Below are 18,154 nucleotides of genomic sequence, written 5' to 3' on the forward strand. Positions count from 1 at the left end.
AGATAATGAGCAATTTATCAGGCTTACAGCCGCAGGCGCTTTGGTCTCAGTTCGAGGCCATTTGTACAGTGCCCCGTCCCTCAAAAAAAGAAGAGAAGATAATCGCCTTTCTGCTTCAATTTGCCGAAGAACATGGCCTGGAAGCGCAAAAAGATCACATTGGTAATGTATTGATATCCAAAGCAGCTACTCCCGGTAAGGAAAAGGTTAAGCCTGTTGTTTTGCAGTCGCATATCGATATGGTATGTGAGAAAAACAGCGATAAGAAACATGACTTTGATAAGGATCCCATCACGCCCATTATCGATGGCGAATGGGTAAAAGCTGATGGAACTACGCTGGGAGCTGATGATGGCATTGGTGTGGCTGCTCAATTGGCTTTATTGGCTGCCAATGATATTGCCCACGGGCCCATTGAGTGTCTTTTTACGGTGGATGAAGAAACGGGACTAACGGGTGCCTTTGAGCTTAAAGAGGGCTTTTTTAAGTCGCGCATCCTGCTCAACCTGGATTCGGAAGACGATGGTGAGCTTTTTATCGGTTGTGCTGGCGGTATCGATACTTTGGCAAAGTTTCCCTTTGCTAAAGAGGCTCCGGCGGCTTCTTCTTTCGCTTTCAAGGTAAGCGTATCGGGTCTAAAAGGAGGACATTCAGGAGATGATATTCACAAAGGGCTGGGCAATGCCAACAAAATCATTAACCGCTTCCTGTGGGATGCAAGCCGTCGTTACGATCTGCGCCTGGCAGCCTTTGATGGTGGAAATCTGCGCAATGCCATAGCGCGGGAAGCCTTCGCTATTGCCGTGGTTCCATCTGCTTATAAAGAGCAGGTGCGGGTGGCCTTTAATATGCTTTTTCATGATGTGCAGATGGAGCTGAAAGTCACAGAGCCGGCACTGCGCATGAAGCTGGAGTCGGTGGATGCTCCGTCTTACGTGATGGATGCTGAGGCGCAAAAAGGTCTGCTCAATGCCCTGTATGCTTGCCCCCATGGCGTGATGGAGATGAGTCGTGACATTGATGGACTGGTAGAGACCTCTACCAATCTGGCCGCTGTTAAGATGATGGATGATCATGTTATGGTGACCACCAGTCAGCGCAGCTCGGTGGAGAGTGCGCGTGAAGATTTGGCCAATATGATGATGGCACTCTTTACGCTGGCGGGTGCCGAGGTGAAGCATAGTGATGGATATCCGGGATGGGCACCCAATACGCAGTCAGAGATATTACAGATAACGCGTGATTCTTATAAGCGCTTATTCAATACCGACCCAGTTGTGCGGGCCATCCATGCGGGTCTTGAGTGTGGACTTTTCCTGGAGAAATATCCTGATATGGACATGATTTCCTTTGGCCCTACCATTAAAGGAGCGCATTCGCCCGATGAACGTATCAATATTGAAACGGTGGATAAATTCTGGAAGCACTTGCTTGATGTGCTGGATAATATACCCGAAGAATAGGACTGCTTTACTCATTGGATGACGATTTGCACTACTCCAATTGTCATCCGATGAGTTGCTATTTATCAAGCAGAGTTGGGTATTTGCCCGCTTTTACGGCATTAAACAAATCTGATTTGGCCGAGCAGGCACAGGTGCCCGATGCGCAGGGTGATTGACCCCTTCCGGGTTTCACCAGGCGAAAAAAGAAACGAATCACATGATAGACGGCCCAGGCCACCACGCTGTATGTCAGTATATCCTGTATCATAATTTCAATCTGAATCTGCATTAGCAGTAATAGCGCGAAGGTTATTCATACCTTGCCAACAATTTGCTGTCACTACTATCTCTAATTCTACTCGTTACATACCTAACAATACACTGCCAACCTGGTTCACTGCAAAGGCCAGCACCCAGGCCAGCCCGGTTGTGTAGAAGATGGTAAACAGTGCCCATTTCCACGAACCGGCTTCTTTGCGTATGGCTGCAATTACCGCCACACAGGGAAAGTAGATCAGGATAAAGAGCATAAAGCCAAAGGCCGTTACCTTGTTAAATACGGGTCGCCCATCAGCATATTTCTCATTGCGTATTCTTGAAATCAGAGCCTGTGAGTCCTCGGCTTCATCTTCCGAGTGATAAATCACAGCCATAGTGCTGATCACAATCTCTTTGGCCGCGATGCCTGTTATCAGGCTGACACCCATCTTCCAGTCGAAGCCCAAGGGAGCTATCACGGGCTCAATGGATTTACCCAGGCGCCCGATATAGGTATTGCTTTGGTGCTCACCTCTCATAAGTAAAGTGATAGAGTCGGTTTTATGCAGCAGACCCTGTTCCAGTTCTTGCCTGCTTTTGCCAACTGCTTTATCGATCAGGGGAGAATAATCGGCATGCAGCTGTTCTATCTGTGCATCAAAATCCTGACTATAATCCACTTCCTGGGGGAAATAACTTAAGAACCAGATAATGATGGAGGCAACCAATATAATACCCCCCATTTTCTTCAGGTATTCGGCTCCCTTATGCCACATGTGGCGTATGGTATTTTTTAATGTAGGCAGGCGATAAGGGGGCAGCTCCATCACAAAGGGTACCTCGTCGTGCTTAAAGAGCAGCCGCTTAAAGAGGCGGGCAATTAATACTGCCAGTAGTATACCGATGCCATAGATCAGGAACAACATGGTACCGGCTTGTTCGGGAAAGATGGCGCCAATAATCAGGATGTACACCGGCAAGCGGGCACTGCACGACATAAAAGGATTGATGAGCATTGTCAGCAGTCGGTTATTTCTGTTTTCGATGGTACGTGTAGCCATCACCGCGGGTACGTTACAGCCAAAGCCCATCACCAGCGGGATAAAGGATTTGCCATGCAATCCCATCTTGTGCATTAGCTTATCCATAATAAAGGCGGCTCGTGCCATATAGCCCGTATCCTCCATAAATGATATAAAGAAAAACAGGATGAGGATATTGGGTAGGAAGACGATAACACCACCCACACCGCCAATAACACCATCCACCAGCAGGTGTTTGAAGGAGCCATCGGGCATAATGTTGCTTACGAAATCGGCAAGAAAGCCAACGCCAGCTTCAATCCAGTTCATCGGATACTCGCCCAATGTAAACGTGGCCTGAAACATGAACCACATAAAAAATATAAAAATGGGAAAACCAAAAAGGCGGTGTGTGATGATGGCATCAATGCTGTCGGTTCGTCGGCGTCGTGTGCGTGGGTTTTCCTTAAATGTCTCTTTTAAGGCGCCGGCCACAAAGCCATATCGCGCATCGGTAAATAATGATTCAGAGTCTTCCAGGCACTGTTTTTCAATTTTAGTTGTCAAGTCTTCGGCCACTTCAATCACCGGAGCAAATAGTTCGCTGTGCGCGTTCATGTGCTCATATAGCTGCTTGTCTTTCTCCAGTATTTTAATGGCCAGGTACCGCGGTGATATGCGATTGGCAATGTTTCCAATCTGAGCAAAGCGCTTATCCAGGGTGGCAATGGCCGACTCCAGGGGTTCGCCGTAGTTCACATGAATATGGCGGACAATGGGGTCGCGGTCTTCATACACATCAATTAGCTTGTCAAAAAGCTGCGTAATACCTTTGCCACGTGAGCTAACGGTAGGAATAAAGGGAATGCCCAGCATGCCGCCCAGCTGCTCATGGTCAAGGCGGTCGCCCCGTCGGGCCAGCTCATCGTACATATTAAGCGCCACTACTACTTTTATATCCAGGTCAATGAGTTGAGTGGTTAGGTACAGGTTGCGTTCCAGATTAGAAGCATCCAGCACGTTCACTACTATATCAGGTGATTCCTTAGTGATGTATTCGCGCACATAGGTCTCTTCGGGTGAGTAGGCCGACATGCTGTAGGTGCCCGGCAGATCAATAATATTAAAGGTATAGCCCTTGTGGCTAAAACTAGCAGCCTTGGAGTCTACCGTAACCCCGCTGTAATTGCCCACATGCTCACGGGCTCCACTGGCGTAGTTAAAAAGGGTGGTTTTGCCGCAATTGGGATTACCCACCAGTACAATATTAATGCTGCGGTGTTTCTTGTTGGCCGTTTGCTTCAGAATATCTTCAGAGATGGTACCTTGGTAATTACCGGGTGCTATGTTCTTGGCCTCTTCAATTGTTACTACTTCAATTAAGCGAGCCTCACTGCGACGAAGCGACACAGTATAATCCATTATTTTGTACTCAATGGGATCCTTCAGCGGTGCATTTTTAACAACGGTCACTTTCTTACCTTTAATAAAACCCATCTCAGTAATGCGCTTGCGAAAAGCACCGTGTCCCTTCACCTTTACAATTACACCTTCATCCCCGTTGCTTAATTCTGATAAATTCATGAAACGCTCGAATTGATTGATCCCAATTTTTAAATATGCAAATGTACGCTTGCATGCTTGATGCTACAATACCTAAAAGTAGTGATTTTGTATTTTGTTTTAAAAATTATTCCGTCAATGATATCTTTTTACTAGGTTAGCCCACCGGAAAAATACTAATCAATATTATTAAGCTAAATGAAGAATAGAATAGTTAACGTGGCAGTACAAGTATTGCCCAGTTCGACAGAACATGATGCTTATCATCTTGTGGATGCAGCCATTGATATTATTGCCCGCTCGGGATTAAAGCATGAGGTATGTCCATTTGAAACAGTGGTGGAGGGACCTTATGCCGATGTAATGCAGTTGGTTGAGCAGGTGCAGGAGGCTTGCTATGGAAGTGGCGCTGATAGCCTGATCTGTAATCTTAAAATTCAGTCGAAGGCTGATGGAGATGTGAGTATCGAAGATAAAGTTGGTAAATACAGATAAAAAAAAGGTTGCTATTTAGCAACCTTTTCGATCCCCAATGGTATTACCGACTTATTCCTGTAAATCTTCAAATTCTACATTGGTATATTCCTTGGTGCTAACGGCTTCCTGAGGCTCCTTTGCATCTTCATCCATTCGCTTTTCTTTGATGAAATCCACCGTTTCCTGAAGACCGTCAATAAACTTATCAAAGTCTTCTTTGTATAGAAATACTTTATGTTTTTCAAAACGATAATTACCTTCTTCATCGTAATGTTTTTTACTTTCCGTAATGGTCAGGTAATAATCATTTTTACGCGTTGCTTTCACGTCGAAAAAGTAGGTTCTTTTTCCTGCTCTAATGGCCTTTGAAAAAATTTCTTCGCGATCCCTTTTTTCAAAGCCTTCATTTTTCTCGAATCCTTCCATTTTTTTCTTTATTGTTTTGGAAACAGCTTGTGTGCTCAAAAATGACAATTATTTATTTATTAACCAATAAATTTTTTACAATTTTTTTATGTTTTTCAAACAAATATACAGAACGTTCGAGCGCTAACGTTTAAATGCTATGCTTAAGAGCACCAGCATCAGTTGTTTAATATAATTGTCCATCTTTATCACTTAGCTGATCTGCCAGTAATGATCATGCTTATTAATTACTTTTATCCTAACTATGTTACGCTATAATAGCTTTTAAGCACTTCTTTCTTTTCTTTTTAAAATGCTAAAGGGTAACCCAATTAGTGCTCTCCTGAGTTTTCGCTTGCAGAGCCAAGGGAATGGAGTGTAACAGAGTCTCGGGTTCATTACTGATTGAAAATTAAGGGCTAAAAAAAAGTAAGATCCGGCATGGGATTGGTGGGACTCTTATTACCTTTTAACAAAGCTTGACATTCATTTAAGCAAGACTTGATAAAAGCGCTTGATGCAAATAAAAAAAAAGCTACTTTTGCATTTAAAATACAGTTAAAAAGTTCGATAGGGATGTTAAGTAGAAGATTGTTAAGAGTTAAAGTTGTGCAAATGACTTATGCACATCATCAAAAGGGTGAGGTGTCGATACAACAGACAGAAAATGAGTTATTTCACAGCATAGCTAAGGCTCATGAGATGTATCATTCATTTTTGCTATTGCTATTGGAGCTGAAGAATTTTGCGGAAAACAGAATTGAACTTCGCAAGCAAAAGAGACGTCCTTCAGAAGATGATTTAAATCCCAATTTACGCTTTGTAGATAATGCCTTTTTATTACAGCTAGCTGGCAATGAAGCGTTAATGGCCTATAATACTAAAAACGGTACGCCTTGGGTAAATCATCCCGAAACCATTAAGAGCCTCTATAACGTTATAAGCGAATCGGAAATGTTTGTTGAATACATGAAGACCGATGCAGGTGATTATGAGGCAGACAAACGTTTTATTGCTAAGTTGCTCGAGAAGGTAATTGCACCATTTGAAAGCTTGTATGCCATCTTTGAGGAGCAGAGTGTATATTGGAACGATGAGGTGGAATTTGTAATTTCCATGGCCGTTAAAACAATTAAGGGTTTTCAGGAGGCTAATGGTGCCGATGAGGCATTGCTGCCCGAGTTCAAAGATGATGAAGATCGTGACTTTGTGCAGCGTCTGTGCCGCAAAACACTGGTGAACCAGAAAGATAACATGGAGCTGATAAAGCAGTTTACCAAAAACTGGGATTTTGATCGCGTAGCCTATCTTGACCTGGTATTGATGCAGGTTGCCTTGGCCGAGATTATGGAGTTTAGTAGTATTCCGGTTAATGTTACCCTGAACGAATACATCGAAATTGCCAAGTATTATTCTACCAGCAAGAGTGGTACCTTTATCAACGGTGTGCTTGATAAGATTATCGGGCACCTCATCGAAGAGAAAAAAATAAACAAGCCCGGCAAAGTAACCCGTTAAATGAAAAGTCATCACCTGCTTATCCTTTTTTTAGCCCTATCTTGTAGTGCCTGTATATTGGGCAAGAAAAGGCAAAAGGAGAAAATAGGCTCAGGAAAGCTTCGTTTTACCGAATTATCTTATAATTTTGGAACGCTCAGGCACGGTGATGTTGTGGCTCATCGATTCAGGGTGGTTAACGAGGGAGATTACCCGGTTACCATTCAGGAAGTGAGTCATCAGTGCGGATGTACCGATGCGTTCTTTACCAAAGCACCCATCGACCCTGCCGATACCGGCTATGTAGAGGTGTTGTTTGATACCAAAGGCTGGCAAGGCAGACAGGTGAAACAGGTGGTGGTAATGGCTAACGACTCGGTTAAGCGGCATGAATTGTTGGTTTGGGCAAGTATAAACAGAAATTAATAAAATAAATTATGAGTTTTTCAAACGTACTATTGAGCCTGTTACCTCAGGCTGCCGAAGGAGCTAATCCTATTATGCAATTTGCACCTTTTGTGCTCATCATCATTGTATTCTATTTCTTTATGATAAGGCCGCAGATGAAGCGTCAGAAAGAGTTGCGTAAATATCGCGAGGCCCTCAAAAAAGGTGATAAAGTGATTACTACAGGCGGTATCTACGGAAAGGTAGCCGAAGTGAAAGATCAGTTTGTAACGGTGGAGATTGCTGACGGTGTAAAGGTGAAAATGGATAAGTCAGCCATTGTTATGGATATGACTGATGTAGCTGCCAATAAGTAAGAGGGCTTGCTGGTTTCCGTGTTTTCTGCTAAAGATTAATTACTTTTGTATTATTCTGATCGTTAAACCATGGATAACATACAAGCATTGCTAAAAAAATACATTCAATTTATTACTAAAAAGACCCGGGAGTTACGCGAAGATAGAAACGCGCTTATCTTTCTGGTCTTTTTACTTTTATCGGCCTGCTTTTGGGTGTTAAATGCATTGCGAAAGGACGATTACACTACAGAGGTGAGTTACCCGGTGCGCTTTGTGAATGTCGGCGAAGACGAAATTGTAAAGGGTAGCCTCAAACGTGACCTGCATCTTCGGATACGGGGCGGGGGGTTTAAGATATTACCCTATCACCTGCGACAGCAATTTACGGCCACCGCTATCGATATATCTGCTCTCAGTCGGGTGAATGTCGACGGGGTGGATGGTGCCTACCTTAATTCAATCGATTATTTTAAGCTCATAGAAGGTAAGTTGGCGGTAGGTGTAGAGCTGGAAGCCATTATGCCTGATACTTTATTTATACCGCTCATTGCTAAGGAAAGAAAAAAACTACCTGTTAAAGTGGTAGCTGATTATTCCTTCGAGCGTCAGTGTCAGTTGTCCGGATCCATTAAGGTGTCACCCGACTCAGTAATGGTGGCAGGTGCCGGTGATGTGCTGGATACGCTATCGTATATCCCAACACGGCCTTTGTTTTTCGAAAACTTATCAGATACCATTGTGCGCAATGTGCAATTGGATGTTAATCCCTCACTGGAGCTGAGCAAAAGAAGGGTAGTAGTGACCCTTCCGGTAGAGCCCTATACCGAGGCGCGTATTAATGTACCCATAAAATCGCTGAATTTGCCTGACAGTGTGGATCTAAAGACTTTTCCCCCAGCGATAGAGGTGTCGTATCATATTGGTTTGACCCGCCCCTTATTTCAGGTAAACGATTTTGCTGCCACGATCGATTTTGCGTCCATCCGCTTCGATGATTTGCCACGGCGCCTGAAAGTGCGTGTACAGAGGGCACCCGAGGATATACAGAATATGAGCTTTCGGCCGGTTTTTGTGGAGTATTTATTGGAAAAGAAATAAGGGATGAAGAAAATAGGGATTACTGGTGGTATAGGAAGCGGTAAATCAACCGTGGTTAGGCTTATCCGTTTTTTGGGCTATCCTGTTTACGAGGCCGACTTTGAGGCCAAACGGTTAATTAATGAAGATGTGGCGCTGAAGGATAAAATTGTGTCATTATTGGGGGCTGAGGCTTATACTGAGTCGGGCTATAACCGATCCTATGTGGCGCGTCAGGTCTTTAATAACCGGGACTTGCTACAGCAGCTTAATAGCATTGTCCATCCCGCTGTACGTGCCCATTTTGAGGCCTGGTGCAGGAGGAATGCAGCTAGCGATCTGGTATTTCAGGAGGCAGCCATTCTGTTTGAGAGTGGCGGCCATACGGCCTTCGATGCCACCCTGTTGGTTACTGCGCCGCAGGATATGCGCATACAGCGTGTGGTGAAGCGCGATGGATTGGCACCCCATCAAGTAGAGGCACGCATCAGTAATCAGTGGAGCGATAAACAAAAGGCTGATCTGGCTGATTTTGTGCTGCAGTGCGATGGACGGCATCTGGTTATTCCACAAGTACTGGCTATACTGAAACAGCTATAGAGCTGTGCCTGCAGATGCTGGATACACCTACTAACTGTTAAGATGTAATTATAATGCCAATTCGCAGATTGCATTAATATTGCCTCATAAAAGTTTGGTGTAAACGTCTTTAATTTTATTTTTGCAGCGAATATTAAATACAAGAATATGTTGAAAGGAATATTAGCAATTTCGGGACAAAGAGGATTGTTTAAATTGGTGTCTCAGGCCAAGAATTCAATCATCGTGGAGTCTTTGATTGATGGTAAGAAAATGCCTGCTTATGCAACATCACGTATCAGTGCTCTTGAAGATATATCGATATATACCGAGGATGAGGATGTGAAGCTGTTTGATGTGTTTAAGGCCATTCACGAAAAAGAGAACGGTGGTATGGCTATCTCGCCCAAGAGCAGCGGCGCCGAGCTTAAAACCTATTTTGAAGAGGTGTTGCCTTTGTACGATAAAGACCGTGTGTATGTATCGGATATTAAAAAAGTGCTGGGCTGGTATAACTTACTGATGGAGAAGGATATGTTTGATCCCAATGCCGTTGAGGAAGAAGTAGAAGTCGAGGCAAGTGAAGAATAATATTTATATTAAATCATGTAAGAAGGTGTCCTGTTGGGGCACCTTTTTTTGCATAATAGGGGCATAAGTTATCGGCATTGTGTATATTAGATAGGCTTTCTGCATTGTTGCAGTAGCCATAAAACCAAGCTGATGAGAAAAATACTATTATTAGCCGCTTTTACGTTGTTTACGCTAGTTGTTAATGCACAGACTGACGTTTACACTGTAAGTAGTGGAGAAATGATTTTTGCCTGGAGCGATACTGAACAGACACCCATTGGGGGTGGTTCCATGGAAAATGTGAGTGATAACCTGCGTTTCTCTGTTTTTTTGCACCTGGGGCAGTATGTGCACATCGACCTGGGGAATTCCCTGGGATTTTATTCAGGACTGGCGCTGCGCAATATCGGTTTTATCACCGAAGATGATGCCCTGGATTTAGGAGTGGACAAAGAGAAGCACCGTGCCTATGCACTCGGGCTACCCCTGGCTCTTAAGCTGGGCTCTTTTCGCGATCATTTTTACCTCTACGGTGGTGCCGAGTACGAATTACTCTTTCACTACAAATATAAATATTGGGTAGATGGCGATAAGCACAAGACCTCGGAGTGGTTCAGCGACCGTACCAACCGTTTTGTACCTTCAGTATTTGCCGGTATTCAGTTTCCCCGTGGTCTCAATCTTAAGTTTAAGTATTACCTCGATGATTTCTTAAATACGGATTATAAAAAAGGCGACAATCCTTTAAATGATTACTCACGCTACGGCAAAACCCGAATGTTTCACATCTCGCTCAGCTGGCAGTTCGACACCCGTGATATTGAGAAGTTATGGGGTGGCGATGGTGCTGCTCGACACCATGATGTGGTGATTTGATATGAGTTAAAAATTCCTGTGGCTATGGATGCCTTTCGCGTTAAGTGCTGGGTATCCGTCTTTAGTCTAATGGTGCATATAATATGAAGTGATCTGATTCTGTTTGTTGTCCTTCGACAGATACAAAGATTTGGAAATGTGTAATGTAAGCGTCTCCACAATAACGTATAGCATCTTATGGTAAAAGGTTGAAGTTTTGTATCTGATTTTTGTAATAAAAAAGGATGCATTATGATTTTTAATTTTACTGATAATACGCGCTTCTTCTTTTACAACGAAGCTGTAGATATGCGTAAAGGAATCCACTCGCTCTATCATTTGGTAAAAACAGCAGGTAATATGGATGCGCTAAGTGGTGATAGTTATGTATTCATTGGCAGGACACGTAAATCTATCAAGGTATTACGATGGCAAGGTTGATAACCAATAATATAGACTTAAAGCACTTTGAGCTTGTGTCAGAAGATAAGCAGGCTGTAATACATAGTGCCATTGTGTATTCTATATCCTTAAAGCGAAGCATAAAAGTTGTGCATGCTCTTTATTGCAACCCAAAGGGTAAGCAGATTTATAAACTGTATTTCTCAACAGATATCAATATGAATGCTTCTGATATCCTGAGGTTTTATCAAAGCCGCTTCCAAATTGAATTTCTTTACCGTGATGGAAAACAGCATACAGGCTTAAATGATTGCCAAGCCAGATGCGAAAATAAATTGGATTTTCACTTTAGCGCTTCGCTACAGCCATCAATCTTGCCAAGATCTTCCATTGGTTGAACCATACCCAAAGAACAAAGAAGATCATTTTCAATGACTGATATCAAAACAATAAACAACAATGCCTTACAATTGAATTTGTTTTTTTGACAAGTTCGGAATTAACCCAAACTTGCCTAAAAATATAAAGAAGGCAAGGGAACTTTTATATTATGGCACTATTGCCGCTTAAAAGTTTAATGAAGTATTGCCAGGTGCGACCTGGACAATAATATTATTGAACGACCAATGCGCTACATAAGCATCAGTCGTCGTAATTCTCTCTTCTGTGGTTCCAATGCCGTAACCGTGAGAACTGCTGCACTATATTCTCTGGCTATTTCATGCAGATTGAATGATGTAAATACATTTTCCTATTTCAAGGATGTAATACAGCGCCTGGCTGAATTCCCAAGGATGAGCAACGAGCAGATGTGTAACTTGCTACCCGATAGGTGGGCGCAATAAAAAGATAAAAAACACCATCAAATTGAGAGATCAACTTGATGGGGTGTTTTTTTGCGTAGGGCCACCCGGAGACCTTTACACTCTAAATGTTTATTACTTTGTATTAAGTGCATGGAGTTTGTATCACGCGAACAAGAAGGAACTGAAGATAGCCTTAAATGCAAAATGAAGGTTATGGCTCGATGGGGTTATTGCGGAAGTCGAATATTTAGGTCCTCGGTTTCAATATTATAATGCATAATTCGGGCTTCATTTTTTCTGCTTCCATATTAATTGTTCTACAACAATTATTAATGTTAGACAGCATTTATTTTGCGGTTTGTGATTTCGGAATAAAAAAGAGGGTGATGGAAAGGTGCATTTAAATAGTACACCATTTCCTCACCCTCTAAATGTGCTGGAAGCTTTTTCTTCCAAAGTTCTTTAAAGGTTAATCTTCAATCACAATACGGAAACCAACATTGTAAACTTTTTGCCAGTTTTTGTATGCTTTTCTGCACGATGAAGAGGCTTTTTCAGGACGGTCTCTCCATGAACCGCCGCGAACAACCTTATCATTGTTTGTTGCTCCTGAATTGCGTCCGTCATTTTCTTTGTATGGATATGAAAGATAATCAGAGCGTGTCCATTCAGATACATTACCGATCATATCATACAAGCCCCATGGATTAGCTTTATATTGACCGACCTTTGCGCCTAGCATATGGCCATCGTCAACGGTTTTTGAACGTGGAATAAAGTCAAAATAAGGGCGCAAATAATAATTTGCTGCCATTGGTTTGGGATTAACACCAATAACGGCCATGTCAGCTAATTGTTGGTCGGCTAAATTCGCATATGGCGCAAAGTCGGTATTGGTATCACCATACCAGAAATCATTATCACTTCCGGCTCGAGCCGCCCATTCCCACTGAGCTTCAGTTGGCAAGCTTACTTTAACACCCAGCTGCTCACTCAGTTTTTCGCAGTAAGCCATTGCTTCATCCCAGCTCACGCGAATAACAGGTTGTTTTGGCTTATTGGCTGGATAACCTGGGTTCACATGGTCCTTCCAAAATTGAGCGATAAACCGGCTGTCGTGTTCTGGTTCCAATGCTTTGTACTGCTCATTGGTTACCTCGAATTCCCCCATCCAAAATGCTTTCTTCACCTTAACCTTTGTGCGCGGATACTCATCCAAGTCCCCGTTTTCAGAACCCATAACAAACGAACCTTCAGGTATACGCACCAAACGCATTTTGATGCCAGGTGCAACTTCAATTTCCTTTACTTTTTCACCTGCTTCATTTTGGTAAGATTGAGCTTCATTGGCTGTAAACGGCCAGTTGCGTGTTTTTATATTTTTATGTTGAACTGTTTTAACCGCCTCTGGAACAATTGTCTCGACTTTTCCTTTATTATTCAGCTTATCAATGTAGGCATGCAATTCGCCTTTCCAGTCAACTTTTACATTATTGTATTTTTCCATTAACTCTTGGCGGCGATCAATCTGATTGTATCCACAGTATTTGTTTGCTTTGAATACACCACTGTATGGCGCATTGCAGTCAATCCACCTATATAATGTGCGCCATTCATCGTCACTTAATTCCACATTATAGTGGCCTTTTTTAAGCATTTGAATCAAATCGCTGGTGTTGGCATGGTATTCCATAGGTTTCATCACATGGATATCAGCCTCAGGTCCCTGACGATTAATATATGGATGAAATGCCAGGTAACTCTTACCAAAATTAGTGACTTTATCAGGAGAGTTGTCTTTGAAATTAGGCAACTTGTTACTTCCGTCGTGACAAGAAATACAACGTTTATTCAAAATTGGTTGTACTTCGTATTCGAAGGTAATCGCTCTCACGCCATCAGCCGGAGGTGTCAGATCGCGAGGCTGCATTCTCGATGCGATAGTAAACTTAGGTTTTGCAATAGTATTCTGGTTTTCGTGACATCCCACACACGACACTACTTCACCCGGCATTCCGGTTAGCCAGCTGCGCATCAATTGAACTGCTGCACCTTCGGCATCCAATGGTTGAATGGTGATAGGCATGTTGGCCGGCACTTTAAAGATTGCCGATCCGTCTTCTTCAACAGGAACGGTCCCAAGGATTCGCTTTATGTCCCATCCGCTTTGAATACCGTGCTCCATGTGGCCAGATGGGGATTTAATATAGGCAAATTCATACGCGATGATGCGCAATTCTTTAATGGTACCATGTGGCACTCCTTTGGTTCCTAATCCTTCATAAATATCCTGAATGTAAATGGTTGACTCAGTATCTTCAACATTTACTTTTTCAGGAATTACAGGAGGAGTAGCTTGTTTTTGTGCGATGGTTGCTTCTGTTATACCTTCACCTTCAAATAGGGCGATAGGGGTCATGTTATCGTAAATATCTACTAAATAAAGGCCCCACAACGATTCAGGAGACATTTTAGCAGTCACTAAAAAGAACTCATTGCTCAATGCACGAGGCTTCATAAACTGCGGCCATACACCATCAACCAAATGATCTTTGATTTCAGGAATCACTTCTTTATGGCGGTATGGAATCTCTTGCATTACGCCTTGTGCCTCCTTTCGTCCTTTTTTAGGATCGAACAACACCAAACGGCCTGAGCGGGCAACTCCGTGGTGACCGGATACAATAGCAACAAACTGGTTATTGTCTTTGCCTGGCAGAGGCTGCGCATCGAACATGCTGTTTGGCCAGTAGGAACCACTTCCGTAGAGTTCTTTTTTATTCGTTCCGTCTGGATTCATGTGCATCATGATACGCGAGAAATAGTGCGTATTATCCGTATATTCCCAACGTAAATACATCACACGTCCGTTGTTCATCACAATCGGATCCCAGTCATTATCCTGACCGAAGTTTAAACGACGTAAATCATGTGTTTCCGGGTCGTACAAACAAATGTTACCAACAATATCAGCTCCGCTAACACAAGGTACGCCATGATAGCCAATATTAGATACGGCCATGACTTTGCCGTTTGGCAAATAAGTCCCGTCAAAGAAGTTCAGATCTTCCTCTTCAGATAAGGTCACCTGATGTAAACCCGAACCATCTGTTTTCATTTCGAACAGTTGCCAGGTGTCTTTATCACTCACGGCTGTAAATAACACGCGATTGCCATCCCAGTGTGCCTGCATATCAGTTACAGGTGAACCATTGCTTGGTTTATATAGGGTTTTGCAAGCCACCTCACCGCGCAGGTTGCTAAGCTCAGCAATTTCGCAATTAAAACCCGTTCTTCTCATCGAGCTGTGACCCGACCAGTTATTGCTTTGGGTTCCAATACCAGGCCCCATGGTTGAGCGGGCATTGCCTTTTAGGTTGTGTTTGACAACCAGGATTTTGTCCATGTCAAGTAATGGATTGGCTAACAAAATCTGCTTTTGCAGAGCTAATATTTTTTCAGCATCAGCAATGGCTTTAGCATCTTCGGAATAAATACCTTTTTTAGCTCCCGGAAGAAGAGTTTTGATTTTATTTACTAAGGGCAGGTACTGAGCAGCATCAAATGCTTTATTAGATTTCATATTCTCTACCGCTAATTCAATAGACTCCGGTTTAACCCACTGAATATCGTTTTGCAGTAAATAAATTTTTAAAACACGGTTAAAAAGCAATAAATAATCCTCTGCTTGTTTCTCTTTTGGCTGTTTAGCAACTTCATTCATCAAACTCCGGAAATACTCAGTTTTTTCCAGTTTATTGATCAAGCTTTCCACAGCTGTTCTTTCAACACTTCCGTCATTTGTGCTTAACCAGTTATCTATATTGGTTTGAGCATTGCTGATGAAATAGCGCATTTCCAGTGGAAAATCTCTTTCAATCAGCTTATTGACTCTTGAGGTTGAAAGGTTTTGAACCTTAAAAGCTACAGATGAGTTGTTGTTTCCCTGACTATCAATACCAACTTCGGCTTCGAAGCTTTTGTATTTTTTACCCAGTGTAATAATTAACTCACCATTACCATGAGCATAAATACCATGATCGTATTGTTTACCACCAATACTGATTGGGGAGTTTCTTTTATTTTTGTTGACTCTGATACCTCCAAACTGCGCATAGGCCTTTTTCAGGTCCAACTCATCCAACCAAACTGTTTCGCCTGCTTTGGTGATTAATCTGGCATTTGCCCAGGCGCTGTGATCGTTCCAGCTCCCATCATTGGCATCCGACGAAATTAAAACCAATTCATCCAGTTGGGATACATCCACAGATATGGTTTCTGCTTTATCATTTTTTCGGAAAACTCCGGTGGTTAGAGGAAAATCGTGCTTGCTCAAAGCCGTATTGACCTTGCTCTTAACCTGCATAACCGTTGATGTAAAGGTATCTGCCTGCTTATAAATTTTTCCCGCAGGTGTGGCCAAGGCTCCTTGGTAAGCCATGGTTACTCCCAGCAGAAGAATAAGCTGTTTGCAAAGTAAAGATTTTTTCATTGTTATGTTTTCTTTTAAGCTAAATACGTTATTAGTTTATGCTGATTTAAGGCGGGAAGTGAACTAACGCTTAAATTGTATTCCCCAGTCCGGAGAAATTGTTGAGATAAGACCTAAGTGTTCATTATCTTTCAGTTTCCAAACCACTTGGGCATTGCGTTTAATCTCTACTACCGAAGCAGTAGGCTGATCACCTTTGGCATGTCCGCTCCAGTTGCAAATAATAGTATTTCCATTATCTAAACGGATGGCTTCTGCTACAAAACGTAAAGGGACGCCTGCAATGTCGTTCTCCTTAACTTCCCACAGTATTTCATTGGTTAGCGGGTTAATTTCAATCAGACGATGTGCATCACCCAGCGAAACCAGCCAGTTATCATTTTCAAGAATAACCACTGAAAAAGGAGCTTTTCCCACATTAATCGTTTTTAAGATTTTCCCATTTTCATTCAACTCATGTATTTCACCAGTTTTTAAAACTGGCACGATATAAGTGTTTTGATTCGTTTTGCGTATACGGCGAAATTGAGAATGAGGATTCTGAATTCCGGTGTCGAAAATCACCTCTTTGATTTTTTCACCTTCGGGCGTAAACTCCATTATCTGGGCCGGGCAACCGCATTGACCCAACAAATAGTTTCCATCCTCTGTGAGCGAAGCAGATTGTAATTCAGTTCCTTCAGGAGCTGTGTATTGCCATACAACTTCATGACCAGGTGTAATTACTTTTGCTCCGCTTCGGTGGGCATATAGAATATTACCATTTTCAAGTTCAGTTACTTCATTGCATTCTTGTCCTTTCTCAAGAAGATGATGCCATAGGATATTTCCTTGCTTATCTGTTTTAACAATTTTCTTCCAGCCTGAACCTGCCATTAACATGCCTGTTTTTTGTGTTTCACAGGCCATAAGGGCGATTGTAATTACCAAAAGAATAATCCCGTTTTTCATCATTTTAGCGAACTTTTAAAAAAGTATTTAGCATCATTATGTGTGTTTGGGTGGTGTAGTATTGCACCACCCAAACGCACTTCTGCACTGCCTGTTACTTTTCTATATTAAATAGCTTTTTCTGATTATTTTAAGTCATTAAATAGTTCCAGTCCCTGTTGAGGTGTTAATCCATCATGCACGACTGCGCTTACTGCCTGAATCATGGCTGCCGGAGCATCGGACTGAAAAACATTGCGTCCCATGTCTACGCCTAAAGCCCCTTCGTTAATCGCATTGTAGCATAATTCAAGGGCTTCCAGTTCTGGAAGTTTTTTACCACCTGCAATAACAACGGGAACGGGACAGGAAGCAATCACCTTTGAGAAACCTTCACAATAGTAGGTTTTAACGATATTGGCTCCATTTTCGGCACACATGCGTGAGGCCAGGCTAAAATAGCGGGCATCACGGGCCATATCTTTTCCTACTGCTGTAACTCCCATAACCGGAATTCCATATTCCTGACCCGCATCAACAGCACGACAAATATTGGCAACTGTTGTTGCTTCGGTAGCTGCATCACCAATTGAAGCCATGACCGCAATGGCTGACGCATTCATGCGAACGGCATCTTTAACGTCAATAACTACATTGTGATTAAGTTCTGTCAGGATCGATGTTCCGGCATCAGAACGCAAGCAGATTGCCTTGTTTGAATTGGCAGGAATACTGGAACGAATGATTCCGCGCGCGCCCATCAAACAGTCAGCATATTTAATTAGGGGAACTATATTTAAATCGATTCGCTCTAATCCCGAGGTAGGACCCATTATAAAGCCGTGATCAAAAGCTAGCATTACGGTACGTCCTGTATCTGGACGAAAAATGCGCGCCAAACGATCTTTCATACCCCAAGAAAGGTTATCGCTTCCTTTCAGATAAAATGCCTGGTTTTCTACCGGTTTACCAATCCCAAAGTTTGAACCTTCTCTTAAATCATCTAAATCTGCCATCTATTTTTGTA

At 42.6% G+C, this 18,154-nt stretch carries 17 protein-coding genes; 11 read left to right on the plus strand and 6 right to left on the minus strand.

Going from position 1 to position 18,154, the window contains the following annotated elements; genetic code table 11:
- Window positions 1-5: 5 nt before the first annotated feature.
- The gene (locus tag ACRD7A_RS05360) at window positions 6-1,463 is read left to right on the plus strand and encodes an aminoacyl-histidine dipeptidase (RefSeq protein ID WP_430810104.1); all 1,458 of its coding nucleotides are present in this window, start codon (window positions 6-8) and stop codon (window positions 1,461-1,463) included.
- A 58-nt stretch (window positions 1,464-1,521) separates the two neighbouring features.
- Here ACRD7A_RS05360 and ACRD7A_RS05365 read toward each other — a convergent pair whose 3' ends face one another.
- Both ACRD7A_RS05365 and feoB read right to left on the minus strand, forming a co-directional pair.
- On the minus strand, window positions 1,522-1,713 hold the full coding sequence (locus ACRD7A_RS05365) for a hypothetical protein (protein WP_430810105.1): 192 nt from the start codon (window positions 1,711-1,713) through the stop codon (window positions 1,522-1,524).
- Window positions 1,714-1,807: 94 nt separating this feature from the next.
- Entirely contained in the window at window positions 1,808-4,309 is a 2,502-nt protein-coding gene (gene feoB, locus ACRD7A_RS05370) for a ferrous iron transport protein B (protein ID WP_430810106.1), read from the minus strand.
- A gap of 177 nt (window positions 4,310-4,486) precedes the next feature.
- On the opposite strand from feoB, the gene ACRD7A_RS05375 reads away from it, so the two are divergent.
- Window positions 4,487-4,783: a thiamine-binding protein gene (locus ACRD7A_RS05375; protein WP_430810107.1), complete on the plus strand. Its 297-nt coding sequence runs from the start codon at window positions 4,487-4,489 to the stop codon at window positions 4,781-4,783.
- Between the two features lie 51 nt (window positions 4,784-4,834).
- Here ACRD7A_RS05375 and ACRD7A_RS05380 read toward each other — a convergent pair whose 3' ends face one another.
- A complete protein-coding gene (locus ACRD7A_RS05380) occupies window positions 4,835-5,191 on the minus strand; it encodes a DUF3276 family protein (protein WP_430810108.1) in 357 nt (118 codons plus the stop codon).
- Between the two features lie 594 nt (window positions 5,192-5,785).
- On the opposite strand from ACRD7A_RS05380, the gene nusB reads away from it, so the two are divergent.
- The 9 genes from nusB to ACRD7A_RS05425 all read left to right on the plus strand — a co-directional run bounded on the left by nusB (window position 5,786) and on the right by ACRD7A_RS05425 (window position 11,744).
- The gene (gene nusB, locus ACRD7A_RS05385; RefSeq protein ID WP_430810109.1) at window positions 5,786-6,688 is read left to right on the plus strand and encodes a transcription antitermination factor NusB; all 903 of its coding nucleotides are present in this window, start codon (window positions 5,786-5,788) and stop codon (window positions 6,686-6,688) included.
- Complete coding sequence (locus tag ACRD7A_RS05390; RefSeq protein WP_430810110.1) at window positions 6,689-7,093, plus strand: DUF1573 domain-containing protein; 405 nt, start codon at window positions 6,689-6,691, stop codon at window positions 7,091-7,093.
- Window positions 7,094-7,104: 11 nt separating this feature from the next.
- Window positions 7,105-7,431 carry a preprotein translocase subunit YajC gene (gene yajC / locus ACRD7A_RS05395; protein WP_430810111.1) on the plus strand — a complete coding sequence of 109 codons (327 nt, stop codon included), beginning with the start codon at window positions 7,105-7,107 and terminating at the stop codon, window positions 7,429-7,431.
- Between the two features lie 69 nt (window positions 7,432-7,500).
- Window positions 7,501-8,511: a YbbR-like domain-containing protein gene (locus ACRD7A_RS05400; RefSeq protein WP_430810112.1), complete on the plus strand. Its 1,011-nt coding sequence runs from the start codon at window positions 7,501-7,503 to the stop codon at window positions 8,509-8,511.
- A gap of 3 nt (window positions 8,512-8,514) precedes the next feature.
- Window positions 8,515-9,090: a dephospho-CoA kinase gene (gene coaE / locus ACRD7A_RS05405; protein WP_430810113.1), complete on the plus strand. Its 576-nt coding sequence runs from the start codon at window positions 8,515-8,517 to the stop codon at window positions 9,088-9,090.
- Window positions 9,091-9,237: 147 nt separating this feature from the next.
- Window positions 9,238-9,660, plus strand: coding sequence for a DUF5606 family protein (locus ACRD7A_RS05410; RefSeq protein ID WP_430810114.1), 423 nt, complete (start codon window positions 9,238-9,240; stop codon window positions 9,658-9,660).
- A gap of 132 nt (window positions 9,661-9,792) precedes the next feature.
- Entirely contained in the window at window positions 9,793-10,518 is a 726-nt protein-coding gene (locus ACRD7A_RS05415; RefSeq protein ID WP_430810115.1) for a hypothetical protein, read from the plus strand.
- A 231-nt stretch (window positions 10,519-10,749) separates the two neighbouring features.
- Window positions 10,750-10,938 (plus strand): IS66 family insertion sequence element accessory protein TnpB, encoded by a 189-nt coding sequence (gene tnpB, locus ACRD7A_RS05420; RefSeq protein ID WP_430810116.1) that lies wholly within the window; start codon window positions 10,750-10,752, stop codon window positions 10,936-10,938.
- A gap of 560 nt (window positions 10,939-11,498) precedes the next feature.
- On the plus strand, window positions 11,499-11,744 hold the full coding sequence (locus ACRD7A_RS05425) for a transposase domain-containing protein (protein WP_430810134.1): 246 nt from the start codon (window positions 11,499-11,501) through the stop codon (window positions 11,742-11,744).
- Between the two features lie 430 nt (window positions 11,745-12,174).
- Here ACRD7A_RS05425 and ACRD7A_RS05430 read toward each other — a convergent pair whose 3' ends face one another.
- From ACRD7A_RS05430 to lsrF, 3 genes are all read right to left on the minus strand, one after another.
- Window positions 12,175-16,197 carry an SUMF1/EgtB/PvdO family nonheme iron enzyme gene (locus ACRD7A_RS05430; protein WP_430810117.1) on the minus strand — a complete coding sequence of 1,341 codons (4,023 nt, stop codon included), beginning with the start codon at window positions 16,195-16,197 and terminating at the stop codon, window positions 12,175-12,177.
- 63 nt (window positions 16,198-16,260) lie between these two features.
- The gene (locus ACRD7A_RS05435) at window positions 16,261-17,151 is read right to left on the minus strand and encodes a beta-propeller domain-containing protein (RefSeq protein ID WP_430810118.1); all 891 of its coding nucleotides are present in this window, start codon (window positions 17,149-17,151) and stop codon (window positions 16,261-16,263) included.
- Window positions 17,152-17,273: 122 nt separating this feature from the next.
- Window positions 17,274-18,143: a 3-hydroxy-5-phosphonooxypentane-2,4-dione thiolase gene (gene lsrF / locus ACRD7A_RS05440; protein WP_430810119.1), complete on the minus strand. Its 870-nt coding sequence runs from the start codon at window positions 18,141-18,143 to the stop codon at window positions 17,274-17,276.
- Between the last annotated feature and the right edge of the window lie 11 nt (window positions 18,144-18,154).

This window comes from Carboxylicivirga longa (assembly GCF_050589825.1).
In the GTDB taxonomy this organism is placed as follows: domain Bacteria; phylum Bacteroidota; class Bacteroidia; order Bacteroidales; family Marinilabiliaceae; genus Carboxylicivirga; species Carboxylicivirga longa.

Coding starts and splice junctions, on each gene's coding strand:
- ACRD7A_RS05360 (WP_430810104.1), top strand. CDS start 6: ATGAGCAATTTATCAGGCTTACAGCCGCAGGCGCTTTGGTCTCAGTTC.
- ACRD7A_RS05365 (WP_430810105.1), bottom strand. CDS start 1,713: ATGATACAGGATATACTGACATACAGCGTGGTGGCCTGGGCCGTCTAT.
- feoB (WP_430810106.1), bottom strand. CDS start 4,309: ATGAATTTATCAGAATTAAGCAACGGGGATGAAGGTGTAATTGTAAAG.
- ACRD7A_RS05375 (WP_430810107.1), top strand. CDS start 4,487: ATGAAGAATAGAATAGTTAACGTGGCAGTACAAGTATTGCCCAGTTCG.
- ACRD7A_RS05380 (WP_430810108.1), bottom strand. CDS start 5,191: ATGGAAGGATTCGAGAAAAATGAAGGCTTTGAAAAAAGGGATCGCGAA.
- nusB (WP_430810109.1), top strand. CDS start 5,786: ATGACTTATGCACATCATCAAAAGGGTGAGGTGTCGATACAACAGACA.
- ACRD7A_RS05390 (WP_430810110.1), top strand. CDS start 6,689: ATGAAAAGTCATCACCTGCTTATCCTTTTTTTAGCCCTATCTTGTAGT.
- yajC (WP_430810111.1), top strand. CDS start 7,105: ATGAGTTTTTCAAACGTACTATTGAGCCTGTTACCTCAGGCTGCCGAA.
- ACRD7A_RS05400 (WP_430810112.1), top strand. CDS start 7,501: ATGGATAACATACAAGCATTGCTAAAAAAATACATTCAATTTATTACT.
- coaE (WP_430810113.1), top strand. CDS start 8,515: ATGAAGAAAATAGGGATTACTGGTGGTATAGGAAGCGGTAAATCAACC.
- ACRD7A_RS05410 (WP_430810114.1), top strand. CDS start 9,238: ATGTTGAAAGGAATATTAGCAATTTCGGGACAAAGAGGATTGTTTAAA.
- ACRD7A_RS05415 (WP_430810115.1), top strand. CDS start 9,793: ATGAGAAAAATACTATTATTAGCCGCTTTTACGTTGTTTACGCTAGTT.
- tnpB (WP_430810116.1), top strand. CDS start 10,750: ATGATTTTTAATTTTACTGATAATACGCGCTTCTTCTTTTACAACGAA.
- ACRD7A_RS05430 (WP_430810117.1), bottom strand. CDS start 16,197: ATGAAAAAATCTTTACTTTGCAAACAGCTTATTCTTCTGCTGGGAGTA.
- ACRD7A_RS05435 (WP_430810118.1), bottom strand. CDS start 17,151: ATGATGAAAAACGGGATTATTCTTTTGGTAATTACAATCGCCCTTATG.
- lsrF (WP_430810119.1), bottom strand. CDS start 18,143: ATGGCAGATTTAGATGATTTAAGAGAAGGTTCAAACTTTGGGATTGGT.